Source organism: Cyclobacterium lianum (assembly GCF_900143075.1).
In the GTDB taxonomy this organism is placed as follows: domain Bacteria; phylum Bacteroidota; class Bacteroidia; order Cytophagales; family Cyclobacteriaceae; genus Cyclobacterium; species Cyclobacterium lianum.
In genome coordinates, this window is record NZ_FRCY01000022.1 from 26,559 (window position 1) to 43,891 (window position 17,333).

14 protein-coding genes are annotated in these 17,333 nt (G+C 44.2%); 10 read left to right on the forward strand and 4 right to left on the reverse strand.

Annotated features, from left to right (window positions below):
- The first annotated feature begins 136 nt into the window (after positions 1–136).
- From BUB19_RS22590 to BUB19_RS22620, 7 genes are all read left to right on the forward strand, one after another.
- Positions 137–1,321, forward strand: coding sequence for a PorV/PorQ family protein (locus BUB19_RS22590; protein ID WP_073098008.1), 1,185 nt, complete (start codon positions 137–139; stop codon positions 1,319–1,321).
- A 135-nt stretch (positions 1,322–1,456) separates the two neighbouring features.
- Complete coding sequence (locus tag BUB19_RS24680; RefSeq protein WP_262485848.1) at positions 1,457–1,585, forward strand: hypothetical protein; 129 nt, start codon at positions 1,457–1,459, stop codon at positions 1,583–1,585.
- A 284-nt stretch (positions 1,586–1,869) separates the two neighbouring features.
- The gene (locus BUB19_RS22600; protein ID WP_073098011.1) at positions 1,870–2,793 is read left to right on the forward strand and encodes a universal stress protein; all 924 of its coding nucleotides are present in this window, start codon (positions 1,870–1,872) and stop codon (positions 2,791–2,793) included.
- An 84-nt stretch (positions 2,794–2,877) separates the two neighbouring features.
- Positions 2,878–3,834, forward strand: a complete 957-nt coding sequence (locus tag BUB19_RS22605) for a DUF4412 domain-containing protein (protein ID WP_073098079.1) — start codon at positions 2,878–2,880, stop codon at positions 3,832–3,834.
- A gap of 29 nt (positions 3,835–3,863) precedes the next feature.
- Positions 3,864–4,370: a dihydrofolate reductase gene (locus BUB19_RS22610; RefSeq protein ID WP_073098013.1), complete on the forward strand. Its 507-nt coding sequence runs from the start codon at positions 3,864–3,866 to the stop codon at positions 4,368–4,370.
- 103 nt (positions 4,371–4,473) lie between these two features.
- Complete coding sequence (locus tag BUB19_RS22615) at positions 4,474–5,733, forward strand: competence/damage-inducible protein A (protein WP_073098014.1); 1,260 nt, start codon at positions 4,474–4,476, stop codon at positions 5,731–5,733.
- Between the two features lie 206 nt (positions 5,734–5,939).
- Positions 5,940–7,223, forward strand: coding sequence for a dihydrolipoamide acetyltransferase family protein (locus tag BUB19_RS22620; RefSeq protein ID WP_073098016.1), 1,284 nt, complete (start codon positions 5,940–5,942; stop codon positions 7,221–7,223).
- Between the two features lies 1 nt (position 7,224).
- Here the strand turns inward: BUB19_RS22620 and BUB19_RS22625 are convergent, their stop codons facing one another.
- The 4 genes from BUB19_RS22625 to BUB19_RS22640 are packed head-to-tail and all read right to left on the reverse strand — an operon-like array spanning position 7,225 to position 11,786.
- On the reverse strand, positions 7,225–10,113 hold the full coding sequence (locus BUB19_RS22625; protein WP_084097588.1) for a PAS domain-containing hybrid sensor histidine kinase/response regulator: 2,889 nt from the start codon (positions 10,111–10,113) through the stop codon (positions 7,225–7,227).
- Entirely contained in the window at positions 10,106–11,107 is a 1,002-nt protein-coding gene (locus tag BUB19_RS22630) for a cache domain-containing protein (RefSeq protein ID WP_073098017.1), read from the reverse strand. Before BUB19_RS22630 ends, BUB19_RS22625 begins: the two co-directional genes overlap by 8 nt.
- A 26-nt stretch (positions 11,108–11,133) precedes the next feature.
- Entirely contained in the window at positions 11,134–11,373 is a 240-nt protein-coding gene (locus BUB19_RS22635; protein WP_073098019.1) for a hypothetical protein, read from the reverse strand.
- Complete coding sequence (locus BUB19_RS22640) at positions 11,370–11,786, reverse strand: OsmC family protein (RefSeq protein ID WP_073098020.1); 417 nt, start codon at positions 11,784–11,786, stop codon at positions 11,370–11,372. Before BUB19_RS22640 ends, BUB19_RS22635 begins: the two co-directional genes overlap by 4 nt.
- A 455-nt stretch (positions 11,787–12,241) precedes the next feature.
- On the opposite strand from BUB19_RS22640, the gene BUB19_RS22645 reads away from it, so the two are divergent.
- Genes BUB19_RS22645 through BUB19_RS22655 form a run of 3 tightly spaced genes read left to right on the forward strand, consistent with a single transcriptional unit; the run spans position 12,242 to position 17,261 of the window.
- A complete protein-coding gene (locus BUB19_RS22645; RefSeq protein ID WP_073098022.1) occupies positions 12,242–13,321 on the forward strand; it encodes a site-2 protease family protein in 1,080 nt (359 codons plus the stop codon).
- Entirely contained in the window at positions 13,318–15,963 is a 2,646-nt protein-coding gene (locus tag BUB19_RS22650) for a cation-translocating P-type ATPase (RefSeq protein ID WP_073098023.1), read from the forward strand. The genes BUB19_RS22645 and BUB19_RS22650 overlap by 4 nt, the downstream gene beginning before the upstream one ends.
- Positions 15,960–17,261 carry an acetyl-CoA hydrolase/transferase family protein gene (locus BUB19_RS22655; protein ID WP_073098025.1) on the forward strand — a complete coding sequence of 434 codons (1,302 nt, stop codon included), beginning with the start codon at positions 15,960–15,962 and terminating at the stop codon, positions 17,259–17,261. Before BUB19_RS22650 ends, BUB19_RS22655 begins: the two co-directional genes overlap by 4 nt.
- Positions 17,262–17,333 lie beyond the last annotated feature (72 nt).

Below are 17,333 nucleotides of genomic sequence, written 5' to 3' on the forward strand. Positions count from 1 at the left end.
ATACCACCAAATCAGGTTTGCCTGTTCCAAACTGATGTAAAAGTACCTAGAAAACAACCACCGGATCAAAGTCCGGTTTTTTTTTGATGACAAGTACGTCCTTTTCCGATGTAAAGGAAAACAACTTAAAATCGCCATGAAAAAACTTGTACTTTCATTCATCTCATTTACCATTCTGAGCCATTTCACATTGGGTCAGGGACGGCTTTCCTACTATACGCCCACGCATTACCATGGAATTTTTTCTCAGGAGATCACGTCAGCCAGAGCATCTGGTATGGGACACACCTATCTCACTTTAGATGGGATCGACAATGCACTTTATAATCCGGCCAGCATAGGACTGACCAAAGCAAAAATTTCGACCCACCTGAATTATGCCCGCGGAGGCCAGGTCAGGACCAACTCTCATTTTCCCTTTTTGGGCATTACCTACCGTATCAATGATAAACTAAACCTGGGGTTCAGTGCATTCAGGTGGATAGATAACAATACCATCTGGACTACAGATATCGGTGGCAGCAACATTCCGGTAGAAAAACGAGAACAAACCATGCTCTCCGCAACGGGGGCCTACGAGCTCATCGATGACCTGTACCTCGGTGCATCAGCAGTCTACCTTTATGAAGAAGGGGTACCGGGACACATTACTTCTAAGGATTTTATTGTAAACATCGGGGCCCTGTACGAAAAGGAAGTCGATTGGATAAAAGAGGATAAACTCAAAGATCAGAAATTCAGAGCTGCTGCCAGTCTGATCAATGCCGGAATGGACAACCAGACAGAACAAACCTATGAAGACTTATTGAACTACCGGTCCATGATTATATTTCTTTCTGCTGGCGCTTCCTATCATTTTTCTATACCGCTTGCAAATAACCTTGTGGAAGGTAAGGCCTTTTTTGATCAGACTTCCAGACAAGTGGATCTGGGAATACATCTGCAATACAGGGATGAAATACCAGGCAAGGATCCCTACAATGAGCAAGGCTACAACAGCGCCTTAGGGGCGGGGGCTGAAGCCTGGTTTTTCAATACCATAGCCATTAGAATGGGATATTATTTTGAAAAAAGACCCAAGGATATCCGATCAGAAGGGGGTGCCTGGGTAAGTACGGATAGAAAAGGATTTACCTGGGGTTATGGTGCCAGGCTACCTCTTCACCAATGGACAGAGGGACAGGTTCCGTTCAATGCAGAAGTAAACCTGGTCACCGGAAGCATTATCAATGAACTCAGAAAGGACTTCAGCCACCGTTCTCCGATCGGGGAAAACAATTTTCTTTTTGCTATGGGAGTCAATTTACAATGGGTTAAGTAGACCGCGAGGGTGTAGTCAATTGGAGAATTCAACCCCACAAAAAATATTTTTTACATCGGAATACAAAAAGGGAGACCGGCAGGCGGTCTCCCTCTATTTCAGGGTCCGGCTCATGGAGTGTTACAAACCTCCGATATGACAGGATTTGAGCTGCACCATCTCCGCAACCTTCCACTGTTATCCTGCATTCCTGAGGAATACGAGGTCTCGCCAAAAGACGAGATGAGGCCTGGTTTTGAAGCGGTGCTTCACTCGGCATTTTAATCAACTTGTGAAGTTTGAACATGTCGCTGAACCGAACCTTCCGTCAAATATACAATCTATTCCTGCAAACCTCAAATCAGGAGCGAAAGGGACCAGCGCCTGAACTAAATGGATGGCCTGAAAAAAACATTCCGAAAAAATTTCATGTAAATTGCCACCAAAACAACAAACTTTAAATGGTTTTAAAGTTTAATTTTACTAATTTAAATTTTACTGTTTGAAAGTGAAAATTAATGTCTTCGATAGATTTTATCAGTAAGAATCCAATTAATTGAATAATAGGAATGTATCAAATCAAAAAGATCATTGTTTGTCTGGATCAGAGCGAAATGGACGAAACACTGGTGAAATTTGCCGCATTTATTGCAAAAATCAACCAATCCAAAAAAATTTATTTCACGAATGTCATCCGGAACCTCTCCATCCCGAAAGACATTCTTACGGAGTTTCCCAACCTTGTCAACAACATGATCGAAGAGCGGGCAAATCAGATGAAGGAGGTAGTATCCAGGAATTTCGATCCTGAGCTCAAAGTAAGCAGTTCATTCATTGTCAAGGAGGGGCAACTGTCCAAGAAAATATTAAAGCTAGCCAATGAAAAGTCTGCCGACCTGATCCTGGTAGGCCGGAAGATAAATTTGCCCGGTTCGGGTGTAGTATCGCAACGACTTGCCAGAAGGGCCTCCTGTTCGCTACTGATCGTACCGGAAAAGAGCCTGCCGAATATCAAGAAACTGCTTGTACCCAGCGATTTTTCTGACTATTCTAAAGACGCACTGGAAGAGGCCATTGAAATTGCGGAGAAAAATGAAGGGAAATCAGAGATCTTCTGCCAAAATGTGTATTCAGTTCCCTCCGGCTACCATTTTACAGGTAAATCTTACGAAGAGTTTAGCCAGATCATGCTGGAAAATGCTACCATAAGCTTCAAAAAGTTTATCCGGAAAATTGACACCAAGTCAGTAAAGATCAAAACATTGTATACCAAGGATGAAGATGACGATCCGGTAGAAGACATCATCAAGAAGGCCCAGGAAATCAAGGCGGACATGATCATTATAGGTGCCAAGGGAAGGACTGCCGCTACGGCCCTGTTTATAGGAAGCCTGGCAGAGCGGTTGATACAAATGAATGATAAGGTACCTCTGCTGGTCACCCGGCCCAAGGGAAAAAACGCAGGGATAATAGAGTACATTCTCGAGATATAATTTTTTCACATACAAAAAAAGATGTTTTAGGACTTTGAAAATATATTTCATAACTTGAAAACTGAATCAAAAAATTACCGTATCATGAGACCAAGCGCTTCTTTTTTAGTGATTATTTGCCTTTCATTCATCAGTTGGAATGCGCATTCCCAGCTACTTAACAGAATAAAAAGAGCCGCCTCAGAGGGTGTTTCCCGTGCTGTGGAGAGGACTGTCGAGAAAGAAGTTGCGAAAGCCACCCAACGACAATTGGAAAAAGCATTCAGCAATCTCTACGGAGACATGGAAACAGGAGAGAGCGGTTCTGCCGGGGGCAATTATGATTTTAGCAAAATCATGGGTTCCATCAATATGGATGTTGAAACAGAAAGTTCCTATAACTTTTCGGGACTGGCCGTCATGGAAATAACCAGTACTGATGAAAAAGGAAAAGCCCAGGATCCCGTTGTCTTCAACTCATTTTTGTCCGAAAACCCTGATTATTTCGGGATGGAGTTTGTGGAGCAAAACCGCAAAAATGACAAAGAAAAAGCGGTGATCATTATGGATCACAAAAATGAGGCAACGATAATGCTGATGGACAACGAAGATGGCAAATCGAGCATGGCGTTTTCCATTGACTGGGCAGGTATGATGGATGAAGCAGCCAGGATGGATGAGGAAAGCGAAAATCCATCTGCGATGAATAACGCCGATGTATCCTTTGAAAAAACCGGCAATACCAAAGAAATTCTCGGCTACACCTGTGATGAGTATCGCGTTACAAGTGAAGACATGGAAGGTACTTATTGGTTGAGCCAGTCAGCAATAGTAGGAATGGAGTCTTTCTGGAGCAAAAACAGTCCGTTTGTCACCAAAAAAATGAAAGCAGAGAATCCGGAGTATTTCAACAATCTGCCAGAGGGCAACATTCTTGAAATGGATTTTACCAGTAAAGAGGATGAAAGCAGCACACAAATGAAAATGGTTGAGATAGACACCGGAAAATCTTCCAGTTTTGATATGGCGGACTACCCCAATGCAATGCAGGGCGCCAAATAAACCTATTCTGAATCCTTATTTTACTTGAATTGATAGTTTCAATTATTGTAGCCAGGGCATCCAACAATGCGATCGGCATAAACGGAGACTTGCCCTGGCATCTTCCTTCTGACCTGAGGCATTTTAAAAAAACCACCGCTGGCCATTTTGTAGTGATGGGAAGGAAGACGTTTGTCAATTTGGGAAAACCTCTTCCCGGAAGGCCGCATATAGTAGTCACCAGCAACAGCGATTTTAAAGTACCCGAAGGGCACTACGTCGCTCATGGGATTACTGAGGCCCTGGACATCGGAAGATCCAAAGGGCTGGAAAAGATTTTTATACTGGGGGGTGCGGAAATCTACAAACTGGCACTTCCACTTACGGACGAAATGATTATCACAGAGATTGATGCCCGTCCGGAAGCAGACACTTTCTTTCCGGAATTCGATCCTGAGGTCTGGGAAAAGGTTCATCAGGAAAAGGTCAGGAAAGACGAAAAAAATCCTTTTGATCATACTTTTGTTACCTACAGGCGCATCGGTAAACCCCGCTAGCAAACTTTTTGCTGGCATCGTGAGCGGAAATATAATTTAACGAAAGAACGCTACCTAAGCGCAAACTTTTTAATTTTGACCATCAATCCTCAAAACTGACCTCATGTACCAAGCCATAACCGCCGAGATCGTTTCCATAGGTGATGAACTACTTTATGGACAGATTCTTGACACCAACAGCAAGTGGATCAGTGAAGAATTGGACAGAATAGGCGTTAGAGTTGTCAGAAAAACGACCGTGGGTGACGACCAAGCCTCAATGCTACAAGCCTTTTCTTCCGCTGCTCAAAAAGTAGATATTGTATTGATGACCGGTGGACTAGGCCCCACTAAGGATGACCTGACCAAAAATGTCCTGAGCCATTTTTTTGGTTCAGAACTAAAATTATTCCCGGAAGCACTGGAAGATGTCAGAAGTTTGTTTGAAAGCAGAGGTAGAGCGTTGTCCGCTACCAACCGTAATCAGGCCTATTTACCTGCAAACTGCCAGTACATCAAAAACGCTGTTGGCACAGCGCCGGGCATGTGGTTTGAAGAAAAGGGCAGCATTTGGATGTCTATGCCGGGAGTGCCACATGAGATGAAGTACTTGATGGAGAAGGCGGTGATTCCCCGGCTAAAAGATAAGTTTACGCTGCCGGTAATTTACCACAAACTGATCAAGACGGTAGGTATTGGGGAGAGCTGGCTTTCAGATATCATTTCGGACTGGGAGAGGCAGTTACCTTCCCATATCCGCCTGGCATACCTTCCTTCTCTGGGGGAAGTGAAGTTGAGGCTTACCGGTTTTGGTACGGAACAGCAGCAAATTACCAGCGAAGTGGAGGAACAAATCGAAGGCTTGCTTCCATTGATTGCACCTTATGTATACGGCTTCAACACAGACAGCCTGGCTTCTGCCATAGGGCATTTGCTTGTCCAGAAAAGAAAAACAGTTGCGCTTGCAGAAAGCTGCTCCGGAGGATATATCAGCCACCTGATCACTGGAAACGCCGGTTCGAGCGAATACTTTAATGGGGCGGTAGTACCCTATCACAATGCATTCAAGGCATCTATTTTGGGTGTATCCGAGGCAACACTAGCCCGGAAAGGTGCCGTCAGTGAAGAAACTGTACAGGAAATGGCAAAAAAGGTACGCCTGAAATTTGATGCCGATTACGGTCTTTCCTCCAGTGGAATAGCCGGCCCGGGAGGGGGGACAGCATCTAAACCGGTAGGTTTGGTATGGATTGCCTGCGATGACGGCCGGACTTGCCATACCCGCAAACTCCAGCTTACCCAGGACCGAACCGTAAATATCCAGCTCACAGCAGTAGCCGCATTAAACTTATTGAGAGAGACGATTATACAAAAATCAGAATAAATTTTAATCAGATTCCTTTTGCAAAATAATGACTTAAATTTAGTTTTATGTCCGGGGCGGATATTACAGGGAGCCGACAAGGGTAAAATATTCAATGCAAAATCCAGACAATGAATATTTGAAATTGTCAGAGACGCTTCCTGGTTAGCATCGGGACGGGCTCTGACCGATGAACAGGAATTGTAAACAATTGAAAGCAATAAGCTATGGCAACAGTTGAAATGGTGATGCCCAAAATGGGAGAAAGCATTATGGAAGGCACTATTCTTTCCTGGCTGAAAAAAGAAGGGGATACGATCGAACAGGACGAATCTGTCCTGGAAGTCGCTACTGACAAGGTAGATACAGAAGTCCCGGCTACCCATAGCGGAACACTCAAATCGATTCTTGCAAAGGAAGGCGAGGTGGTCGAAGTCGGCAAACCTATAGCGCTTATCGAAGTGAATGATGATCAGCAAACAGATTTCCCGAAGGATCAGCCTGCAGAGACAGCTACGAAACCTCCACTGACAGAACAGGAGATATTGCAAGACGTGCCGGAATTCACGTCTCTTATCCTTGGATCGGAGTCGTCCGGAAAAAAAACAGAAAACAGCCGTTTTTACTCTCCACTAGTACAGAGCATTGCCAAAGCAGAAAATATCAGTCCGCGTGAGCTGGATCAAATACCTGGAACCGGAAAAAATGGGAGGGTCACCAAACATGATATGCTGGCCTTTGTAGAACACAGAAAAGCAGGTGGGGCTATATCGGGGGCGGTATCTCGCGACTCCGGAGAGGCGGCAGACGAAATCATAGAGATGGACCGGATGCGCAAAATGATAGCCCAGCGCATGTTGGATTCGAAAAATATTTCCGCGCACGTCACTTCATTCGTCGAAGCGGACCTAACCCCAATCGTGCTTTTTAGAAATAAAATCAAAGAGCAATACAGAAAGAAAGAAGGAGAAGGCATTACGTTCACTCCATTTTTTGTGATGGCTATCGCCAAAGCCCTCAGGGACTATCCCATGATCAATATTTCGGTAGATGGCGACAAGATCATTAAAAAACAGAACATCAATATCGGGATTGCTGTGGCGCTGGCAAATGGGAATCTGATCGTGCCGGTGATCAAAAATGCAGACCGCTACAACCTTACCGGCCTGTCTAAAAAGATCAACGACCTCGCACTACGAGCCAGGGAAAATCGACTCCATGCAGACGAACTTAAGGGTGGTACCTATACCCTATCCAATATAGGCTCCTTTGGCAATATCATGGGGACTCCCATTATCGTGCAGCCCCAGGTGGCGATTCTCGCAGTAGGCACTATAACCAAAAAACCTGCTGTGATCGAAACACCCACCGGAGATACAATAGGTATCCGGCACAAGATGATCCTGTCACACTCCTATGACCACCGGGTAATAGATGGCGCCCTGGGAGGTATGTTTGTAAAAAAGGTCGCCGATTATCTGGAAAGCTTCGACATGGATACCACAATTTGAATCATTTAAAAATTGACATCCCACACTCCCTGATTTTATCTACGATCTGCTGGATTTTTACCGGTTTTGTGAGGTAGTCTGACATGCCAATCTCAAGTGCTTTCTCTATATCATCCTTAAATACGCCTGCAGACAAGCCTACAATTTTTACGGTATCACCGTTTGGTAGGGTCCTGATGATTTTAGTCGCATCCATACCATTCATCCCGGGCATCTGATTGTCCATAAAGATCAAATCAAATTTCTTTTGCTTAACACTATTCACAGCCTCCATGCCATTAAGCGCGATATCAGGGTCATAGCCCATTTGCTCCAGCAGCATGACCATAAATTTCAGGTTGATGTCATTATCCTCAACTACCAGTATTTTTAAGGGGTAATCTTCAGCCAGGCGCTCAAAGTCAGCGGGCTCCTCAGTACTGGATTTCAGAGGTAAGGACTTGTTTTCTTCTCCGTTGATATGAGAAATAAGCGTAAAAGTAAACGTCGATCCCACCCCCAATTCACTTTCTATTTGCAATACCCCTCCCATCAACTCGATAAGTTTATTGGCAATCGCAAGTCCAAGGCCAGTGCCTTTGTATTCTCCATTGGAGGCGGCACCGACCTGGGTAAATGGCTTGGTGAGTTCAGGGAGTTTCTCCTGATCAATCCCAACCCCGTCATCTTTAACCGAACAGGATAAAATAAGGTTGTTGGTAAATAATTTTTCTCCCTTAAGCGAAACCCGGATCTCTCCTCCTCTTTGCGAGTATTTAATCGCATTTCCGATGATATTGAAAAATATTTGGGCCAGCTTATCCTTGTCCAATACAATATTTTCGGGCAGGGAATCATCTATATTTACCTGAATTTTCAACGACTTTTCTCTGGCCATGCCCGAAAAAATATTGGAAATGCGTTCCATCTCCTGTTCCAGATTAAACAATACCGGATAAAGCTCCATTTTGCCGGCTTCGATTTTTGAATAATCCAGGATGTCATTTACAATATGCAACAAGGACTCGCCGGAATCTCCGATAATGGACAACAATTCTTTCTGTTCTTTAGAAAGCTGGGTTTTAAAAAGCAAACCGGTGATACCCAGCAAGCCGTTCAATGGCGTCCTGATCTCATGACTCATGTTGGCCAGAAAGTTGGATTTTTCTTTATTGGCTACTTCGGCCTCTTCTTTGGCTTCTCTCAATCCTTTCTCCCACAATTTCTGCCCGGTAATGTCCCTGGCTACTGACATCATTCGCCCCTCGTCCAGTTTAAAAAACCGAACTTCGAAAAATCTTCTGCCGATATCCAGAAAAAGATCCAGTTCTTCTGTCTGCATTTTCCCTGTCATCACGGCTCGCCGGAATGCACGCATGGCCTTTTCACCGGATTCTCCGGTCAGTATATCATTGATATTTTTCCCAAGAGATCTTTGGGGTGGCTGTAAAAGAAATTCATCGTTTTGAACATAGTAATCCAGAAAGTCACCCCGGTTATTGTAGATAAAAATAATGTCTGGCAGACTGTTTAAAACAGATCTAAGTCTGTTTTCGCTCCTGATCAATTCCTGATCGGCAATGTATTTGTCATGAATATCAGAACATATCCCTACGTCTCCGGAAAACTTTCCCTCCTCGTCGTATATCAGCTTGTCAAATATTTTAACCCTCACCGGCCCGCCGGTCTTTCTATTCATTGTTGCCTCATAATAGAAAAAGTCCTTTCCAGCCTCAATTGCCTCCTTTTTGGTTTTTAAAAAATCATCAGCATCCTCATTCATCAGCTCCGAGGGGCTTAAGTCTGAATATTCTTGCGGGGTGAAACCCAACACCTCCTTTACGTTATCGCTCACCTGGTAGGTTTTCCATTGCCTGTCGTGGTAATAAATAAAACCCTTGGATTGCTGAAGCAAAATCGTTTGTTGTTTTAAAAGTTGGTCCAAATCCCTGGATTTTTTCTCCAGCAGGAGGTTATTTTCACTGGTCACCTTATAATACCTTGACAAAAAATATACGAACAACAGCAACAGCGCAAAAAGAGAAAGAAAAAAATAAAAGTAGGTACCGAAAATTCCGGTGACAATGGTAGCCTTGTCCTGAGAAAATACAAAAGCAAAAGAAGTTTCTAATTTTGACAGGGAAAACGGATACTGAATTAGTAGACTTTTTTTAATTTTCTCGTTTTCTACGAATTGGACCCACCCTTCATATTCACCCCTAAGCCCTCCTTCTATTTCTCTGCTGAGAGCAGCCTGAAGTGAGTTGTCCAGGTAAACTCCACCGCTGATAGTACCGCCGGCCGGGTTGAGCAAATCCCCTTTCATGTAGATCAACTTGTGGGTATCGGGACCTAGATAATAATTGGTGAGATGGTTGATAAAGTACTTCTCCAGATTGAGCTTTACCAGTAGGGTCACATTTCCCCGATCTGACCTGATCCTGAAACAATCGGTACAGGTGTCCTCACCTATTGGCATGTAGGGCCGCTCCGCCAAAAAATAATTGGCATCAGAAACATGGTATTTTCTGGAAACCCCACTACCCTCGATAATTAGCGTATCGATAAGATTGATGTAGTTGTTCAACATCCTGCGCACCCTTGTTTCGTCTACAGAATTTTCCGAAGCATTACCCGCTGCCATCAGGGAGGCTTCCTGATTATTGGCAAAAAAGATGAGGTCGTCGTTCAGGCTATTGAACTTCCGCTGGGCTTCATTTGCCGCCAGCTCAACTTGTTTATTTAGGAAAATTTTTCTGTTTTCAATAAGGTTCTCCGACAGGGAGCGGTAAAAGAAAAATGCAAGCATGATGGTGAATAAAATCGCCACAATACTCGACCCGATCAGCCACCAAAACTTACTTGTCTGCCTATGGTCAAAATCCAAATTGAACTCCATATCACTAATCATGGATATCTAATAAATACCAATCCATAAGATTCATCTTCCTACAATAGGCCTGAAACAGGCGTCCAGCCATCTCAAATCCATGGTAATTTTCCTTCTCCAATAAAAATTTTGACGCCATCCTCCTTACCTCCTTGCTTTTACTTTTAAATAAATTGAAATCTTCCCGCCTGAAACTATCTGAATTTATGGTTTGAATATAGGCATGATTTTTCAGTGGTGGCAAGCTCAGTGCCTCAATAGCTTCCGATTTTCCGGCTACCACTGTACCCTGGCTGTCTATCAGCATAAGCTTCTTATCATACTTTTCCAAAAAGGAATCCATCAGGTCAGATAAGGTGATGTCGAAGCCCAATACACCTTTCAACTCATTTGCATGGTACACGGGGTGTACCAGAGACAAAATCCACCCGCGTCCCACCGGATCAACGTACACTTCTTCTATCCATACAGACTCTCGGTTTGGGTTGTGCACCTCATCTGCCAGGTAAAAAAAATTAAATGCTGTCACATCTATATCCGGTTCAATAGAATTCAACAGGTCATAGGGTGGATAAAGCCTGCTGAAATTACTAGATGCATTGAAATATACCTGACTTACCATCGGGCGGCGCTCTGTAATGCGTTTAAAAGCATCGTCCATCATTTCAGTAGTATAGACTTCCCTTACAGATTTGCTTATGTTTTCGGCCAGTAGGGATATGAAAACGGTACTACCCTCTTCATTGTCACTTTTGCTGTAGAAAAAGCCGTTTTCCTCTGTAAAAAATTTATCTTCGTTGACCAGCCTGACCAGACTGTCTGAATTTTCAAATAAAGCGGCAGAGAAGTCAGCCAATTGAGAAATATCCGTTTCCAAAGGCTTCAGATCAGCTTCGACATGGCTGACGATCTTGTCCAAAAGTAAAAAATGTTGCTCAGCTTGCTGAGTTCTATCCGATTGACAAGCCGTAGAAATCAATAAAAATAAAAAGACTAAGGAAAATAAATATTTCATCTTTGAATATTTAAATATATCCAAATTTAAAAATTTTCCATAGCATTATGAAGCGATTGATTCATTTCCTGAAATCTTTCTTTGACTTTAACAAAAAAAGGTCCTTCCAAAAGTCCGTCCAGCTCATGCTCATCCACAATCTCTGCTACGGGAATCTTAAATGTCTGCTCTAACATGCCCGATTCAAATTTCAACAAATACTTATTGTTCCAGTCAAAAAGGCTGATCCTGATACCATCCTTGCTCGTTTCGCGGACCACTCTCATGACGGCCGGACAACGTTGGCTGTGAAGCTGATCTCAGATTTCAGTGAGGAGGCCACTGAACAATACTTTTCTACTGCGAGACGTACCACCTTTTCAAATTCTGCCTGGCTGGCATCCGGGGAAGTAAGCTCGAATAACAAATGGATCTCAGTGTAAAAAGAGGGTGTACCTTCACTCCTGATTCCCTCCGCTTCAATTTTAAAATCACTCACCTGCTTGCGCCTTTTTTTCATCATCAAAACCGTATCAACAGCAGAACATCCCGCCAGACCGGAGAGTAAAAGCTCCATGGGTGATTGGTGCTTTTTATCGGCTGCCGCATACATGTCCATATTTACTGTATTACCGGTGAGATTAACCGATTCATATTCATGATCGGCAATCATGTGAAGTGTAATTTTCTTTTTACTCATGGTGATTATTAAAACATTAAAAATTATGAATTTGTCATTTAACGGCAGACAAATCCCTTAATTCCTTCAAAGATAAGGAATGAAACGGAAAAAACATCAGGCAGAAACTTCTCCGGAGATCTGGTCCTTTTGTTTATTATTTTGATCCACAGGGCTTGTAATACCTGATCATTATTTTATTTTTACAATGTACTAAGTGAGATTCAGGTAACTCTACAGCACAATGTTAAAAGACATTCGATTCACAGATTAGATGAGAAAAACCATCATCAGATGAATCACATAATCTCGTTAAAAACAGGGAAATTTGTTTCAGTCTCATCAGAAAAAGGCAGGAGCGACCGGTTTGGAGGCAAGTGAGAAGATTAGGAGTGCCGACCAATCATGCTGGATGCTCCCTCCGACCGGGATCAGCCAGACGGATTTCTGACCGCTGAAAAAAACTATCAATATACATGAAATTCTCTCTTTATTTGGGCAGGTATAGCGGTATCAAAGTGTTCATACACTGGACATTTTCGCTACTTTTGTTTTGGATAGTTATTGCCAACACCAGATCCGGAACACCGCTGGCAGAGACGGGCTGGACCCTGTTGTTCATTATCCTTATCTTTCTTTGTGTTATTCTTCATGAATTCGGGCATGCGCTCACCGCCCAGAAGTTTGGCATACAGACCAGAGACATTATTCTTCTGCCTATAGGCGGCCTTGCCAGGTTGGAAAAATTACCGGATGACCCAAAAGAAGAACTTAAAGTAGCATTGGCGGGACCTTTGGTGAATTTGGTGATATTTTTCATTTTACTACTGATCTTATTTTTTAAAGGCTTTGATTTTTACATGGAAGAAGCACCCGCACTTAATGGATCAACAATTTGGTTGTATCTGGCTTCAGCTAATTTTTTTCTGGCTGTGTTTAATTTGCTGCCCGCCTTTCCCATGGATGGAGGCAGAGTTTTGAGGGCTTTGCTCACTCTGAGGATGTCTAGGGTTAAAGCCACGGAAATAGCCGGGGCCACCGGCCAGGCAATGGCCATTTTATTCGTTTTTTTCGGGTTGTTTAACAATCCCGTCTTGGTATTGATTGGTATTTTTATTTTCCTGGGAGCTCAGGCGGAAGTAAACCAGACCAAGCAGCATTCATTGCTGAGCGGTTTTACCGTTGAGGACGCGCTGATGAGTAAATTTCCGGTATTGGCTTTTGATGCTCCTCTGCAAAAAGCCGTGGAAAAACTGTTGGACGGGCAAGCTACCCATTTTGTGGTGGTCAGAGACGACCAGCCTATTGGCACTCTCAGTCGGGAAGGCATCGTCCAGGGCCTTCACGGACAGAACGCACAGGTAAGCATTGAAGATGTGACAGATAAAGATCCGCTAAAACTTGAGATGGCCACAGCCCTGGAGGAAGCGCTAAAAAACATGTCCAGGCAAAACAAAAAAGTAGCACTGGTCTATGAGGGACATCATTTTGTAGGCATTTTGGATCAGGAAAATATTTCGGAATTTATCATGGTGAAAGATGCCCTCGCGAGATGATCCAAGTCCCTGAGCAGGCTCACAGCAAGAGCCATGATGAAATACGGTCAATGCTGCAAACCTCTGATTCGGGCTTATCTACTAAGATTGCCAAGCAGCGGATACAGCAATTCGGATCAAATGAGATTCCTGACAGAAACAGGAAATCAACCTGGTATCTACTCATCCGACAATTCCGGAATGTCATGGTATATATCCTATTGCTGGCAGCAGGAATTTCTTTTTTGACGGGGCATATGGTAGATGTGATCGTGATTCTGGCCATTATCATCATCAACATTGCCATCGGTTTTGTCCAGGAATACAAGGCCGAAAGCGCCATGCTGGCCTTAAAGGGATTCATGGTACCCCAATCTAAGGTAATCCGGGACGGTGAACTGAAGACCATACACTCTAAGGACCTCGTTCCGGGAGATGTGCTCAGTCTATCTGCAGGGGACCTCATCCCGGCTGACGCAGTGATCTTTAAATACCAGGCGGCCCAGGCTATGGAAGCTTCACTTACCGGTGAATCCCTCCCGGTCGAAAAAAATTCCAGCCCATGCCCTGAGGAAACGGTCTTAGCCGAGCGAAAAAACATGGTCTGGAAAGGTACATTTCTGACCACAGGCGATGTCCTGGCCTGGGTAACGGCTACCGGCCCGGCAACTCAGCTTGGTATGATCGCAGACAGCCTGTACACCATCCCTCAGAAAGACTCCAATTTTAAGATAAAGTCCGATCAATTGGCCAGACAGATGGCCATGCTGGCTGCAATAAGTGCCTCAATTCTGTTTGCAGTGGGTTACTTTTTTCAGGACATTCCGGTAAATGAATTGCTGCTAATAGCCATAGCTGCATTGGTATCCGCTATACCGGAAGGCTTGCCGGCAGTACTTTCCATTGTACTAGCCATAGGGTCTTTCAGAATGTCGAAACAAAATGCAATCATCCGTGAAATATCTGCCGCTGAAAGTCTGGGCACGGTAAGCACAATTGTCACTGACAAGACGGGCACCCTTACCGAAAATACAATGACCATCAATAAACTATGGCATATCGGTAACAAAGAGGTATCCGTCTCGGGAAAAGGCTGGGAAGAGCAGGGAGAAATAACGGGAGCAACTGATGACATCGCTGCATTGGACCCATTGATCGAAATCGCTGCGCATTGCAACAATGCTGCTGTTGAGAGCAGAGATGATGGCTCTTTCCATGTGGCTGGAGACCCGACGGAAGCTGCTTTTGCAATTCTCGCCAGAAAGGCCGGAAAAAAGAAAGAACACAGCATCCAAAAAGACCTTCCCTTCGATAGCAAATTGAAGTATCGGGCTACGATTGTAGAAAAATCCGGAGAGACAGTCAAGTATTATATCGGGGCCCCGGAAATCATCCTCAAAAATTCTTCCTGGTATACCAGCAAAACCGGCAAAAAGCCCCTTTCAAACAAAGAAACGAGGCTCGCCTTGCAACAATTGGAGCATTGGTCCGGAAAAAGTTACCGGGTTTTGGCAGTCGGATTCAAGCCGTTTGATGAAGCAGAATCAGACCGAGACGATGGGATCATTTTTTGTGGTCTTGCTGCCATGATTGACCCAGCGCGGCCAGAGGTGCCCGGTGCTGTAAAAAACTGTCAGAAAGCAGGAATTCGGGTAATCATGGCGACGGGAGACCATGCGCTTACAGCATTGGCGATAGGCAAAACGGTCGGAATTGCGCTGCCGGGAAAGGAAAAAGTCCTGACAGAAAAGGAGTTATTGCAGCTAAACGATGAGGATTTTGAGAAGGCTGTCAGGGAGGTAAACATCTTTTCCAGACTTAGCCCATTGATGAAGGTCCGAATCGCAAAATCACTTCAGGATCAAGGGGAATTGATAGCGATGACTGGTGATGGCGTCAATGATGCACCTGCCCTGAGGCAGGCCAATGTGGGTGTAGCAATGGGGATCAAGGGAACAGATGTGGCCCGTGAAGCAGCGGTGGTTGTCCTGGCAGATGACAATTTTGCTACCATAGTCAAAGCAGTAGAACAGGGAAGGATCGTTTTCAATAACGCCAGAAGAACAAGCTTCTTTCTGATCACTACTAATTTTGCAGAAATTCTCACCTTGATCATTGCCATTGCATTCGGGCATGCCCTACCGCTGACGGCTACTCAAATCCTTTGGATCAATCTGGTCACAGATGGCTTTTGTGACAAGGCACTGGCTACAGAACCGGGAACCGGTAATGAATTAAACTCTCCGCCGTTAGACCCCAAAGAAAAAATCATCAACAGGGAAATTATCCCCACTTTATTGGTCAACACCCTGTTCATGACAGGATTGTCCATGTCAGGTTTTCTGTATTATCTACCCGAGGGACTGGAGAAAGCAAGAACAATTGTCTTTATTATTCTGGCTTTTACACAACTTTTTAATGTCTTCAATATGCGTAACCTAAAAGGTTCTGCTTTCAAAGTTGGTATATTCTCCAATAAATGGGTAAATTATGCATTATTGGTATCCGTATCCATACAGGTTATTATCATTGAGATTCCGTACCTGGCAGACCTTTTCGAATTTCATCGCATTACCTTTTTGGAATTTTTAGTATGGGTCAGCTTGTCATCATTTGTGTTATGGATCAATGAATTGTACAAACTATTATTTATAACAAAATGAATCTTAACCTACAAATTGCAAGTCCTGAAGAAGCAGTAAAAAAAATCAAAAGCAATCAAAGGGTGTTTGTCCACGGAAGTGCGGCCACTCCCACCAAATTGTTACAGGCACTGGCTAAGAGAAAAGACGAATTGAAGAATGTAGAAATAGTGTCGATCACTACTTTGGGAGCGATGCCTCTGGCAGATGAATCGTGCAAAGGGAGCTTTTTCATCAATTCACTTTTCGTTTCAGAAAACGTCAGAAAAGCAGTCAACAGTGAACAGGGAGGCTATGTACCTATCTTCCTGAGTGAGATAGGGCGTCTGTTCAGAAAGCAAATTTTGCCTGTGGATGTGGCAATGGTACAGGTATCGCCTCCCGATAGGCACGGGTATTGTTCGCTGGGCACCTCGGTGGATGTGGCCCGACCCGCAGTGGACACGGCAAAATACATCATCGCCCAGATCAACCAGCAGATGCCCAGAACTATGGGTGACGGCCAGATCCACGTCAGCAAGATAGATATTGCCATAGAAGTAGATGAAGTCCTGCCACAGGTAGATTACTCGGCAAAGCTGGATGAGGCAGATTATAAAATCGGAAACTATATCGCCGAAATGATCGATGATGGATCTACGCTTCAGTTGGGTATAGGGGGTATCCCCGATGCAGTACTAAAATCGCTCGGACAACACAAAGATCTGGGTATCCATACAGAAATGTTTTCCGATGGTGTCATCGGTCTGTACGAAAAGGGTGTGATCACCAATCGGTTTAAAAAGAAACATCCCGGAAAGATCGTATCGTCGTTTGTAATCGGTACCCAGAAAGTGTACGACAGTATCCATGACAACCCTGCCTTCTCTTTCCATGAAGCTGCTTATGTCAACGATACCGCAGTGATCCGAAAAAACCCAAAAGTGATTTCAATCAATTCCTGTGTGGAAATAGACCTTACTGGTCAGGTTTGCGCAGACTCGATCGGCAGCTACCATTATTCGGGTGTTGGCGGTCAGATGGATTTCATGAGAGGTGCTGCCCTTTCAGATGATGGCAAGCCAATAATGGCTCTCCGGGCCAGCACCAAAAAGGGAAAATCCAAGATTGTTCCCTTCCTGAAGGAGGGTGCGGGCGTAGTGACTACCAGAGCCCACATGCACTATGTGGTCACAGAGTTTGGTGCTGCTTATCTCTATGGTAAAAACCTTCGGCAGCGAGCCCATGAACTGAAAAAAATTGCCGCACCAGAGCACCAGGATGAATTGGATAAAGCCATTTTTGAAAGGTTTGGAAATTTCACCCACCCGGTCCAATAAGGATTGATTGAACTGAAAAAAACAAGGGTAATAAATCGGGCATGCCTACGGGCAGACATGTCGGAGGCGGCA

Excerpts from the sequence above, each read along its gene's own strand:
- BUB19_RS22655 (WP_073098025.1), top strand. The coding sequence starts at position 15,960 with ATGAATCTTAACCTACAAATTGCAAGTCCTGAAGAAGCAGTAAAAAAA.
- BUB19_RS22630 (WP_073098017.1), bottom strand. The coding sequence starts at position 11,107 with ATGAAATATTTATTTTCCTTAGTCTTTTTATTTTTATTGATTTCTACG.
- BUB19_RS22605 (WP_073098079.1), top strand. The coding sequence starts at position 2,878 with ATGAGACCAAGCGCTTCTTTTTTAGTGATTATTTGCCTTTCATTCATC.
- BUB19_RS24680 (WP_262485848.1), top strand. The coding sequence starts at position 1,457 with ATGACAGGATTTGAGCTGCACCATCTCCGCAACCTTCCACTGTTATCC.
- BUB19_RS22635 (WP_073098019.1), bottom strand. The coding sequence starts at position 11,373 with ATGAGAGTGGTCCGCGAAACGAGCAAGGATGGTATCAGGATCAGCCTT.
- BUB19_RS22615 (WP_073098014.1), top strand. The coding sequence starts at position 4,474 with ATGTACCAAGCCATAACCGCCGAGATCGTTTCCATAGGTGATGAACTA.
- BUB19_RS22620 (WP_073098016.1), top strand. The coding sequence starts at position 5,940 with ATGGCAACAGTTGAAATGGTGATGCCCAAAATGGGAGAAAGCATTATG.
- BUB19_RS22640 (WP_073098020.1), bottom strand. The coding sequence starts at position 11,786 with ATGAGTAAAAAGAAAATTACACTTCACATGATTGCCGATCATGAATAT.
- BUB19_RS22625 (WP_084097588.1), bottom strand. The coding sequence starts at position 10,113 with ATGATTAGTGATATGGAGTTCAATTTGGATTTTGACCATAGGCAGACA.
- BUB19_RS22600 (WP_073098011.1), top strand. The coding sequence starts at position 1,870 with ATGTATCAAATCAAAAAGATCATTGTTTGTCTGGATCAGAGCGAAATG.
- BUB19_RS22590 (WP_073098008.1), top strand. The coding sequence starts at position 137 with ATGAAAAAACTTGTACTTTCATTCATCTCATTTACCATTCTGAGCCAT.
- BUB19_RS22645 (WP_073098022.1), top strand. The coding sequence starts at position 12,242 with ATGAAATTCTCTCTTTATTTGGGCAGGTATAGCGGTATCAAAGTGTTC.
- BUB19_RS22650 (WP_073098023.1), top strand. The coding sequence starts at position 13,318 with ATGATCCAAGTCCCTGAGCAGGCTCACAGCAAGAGCCATGATGAAATA.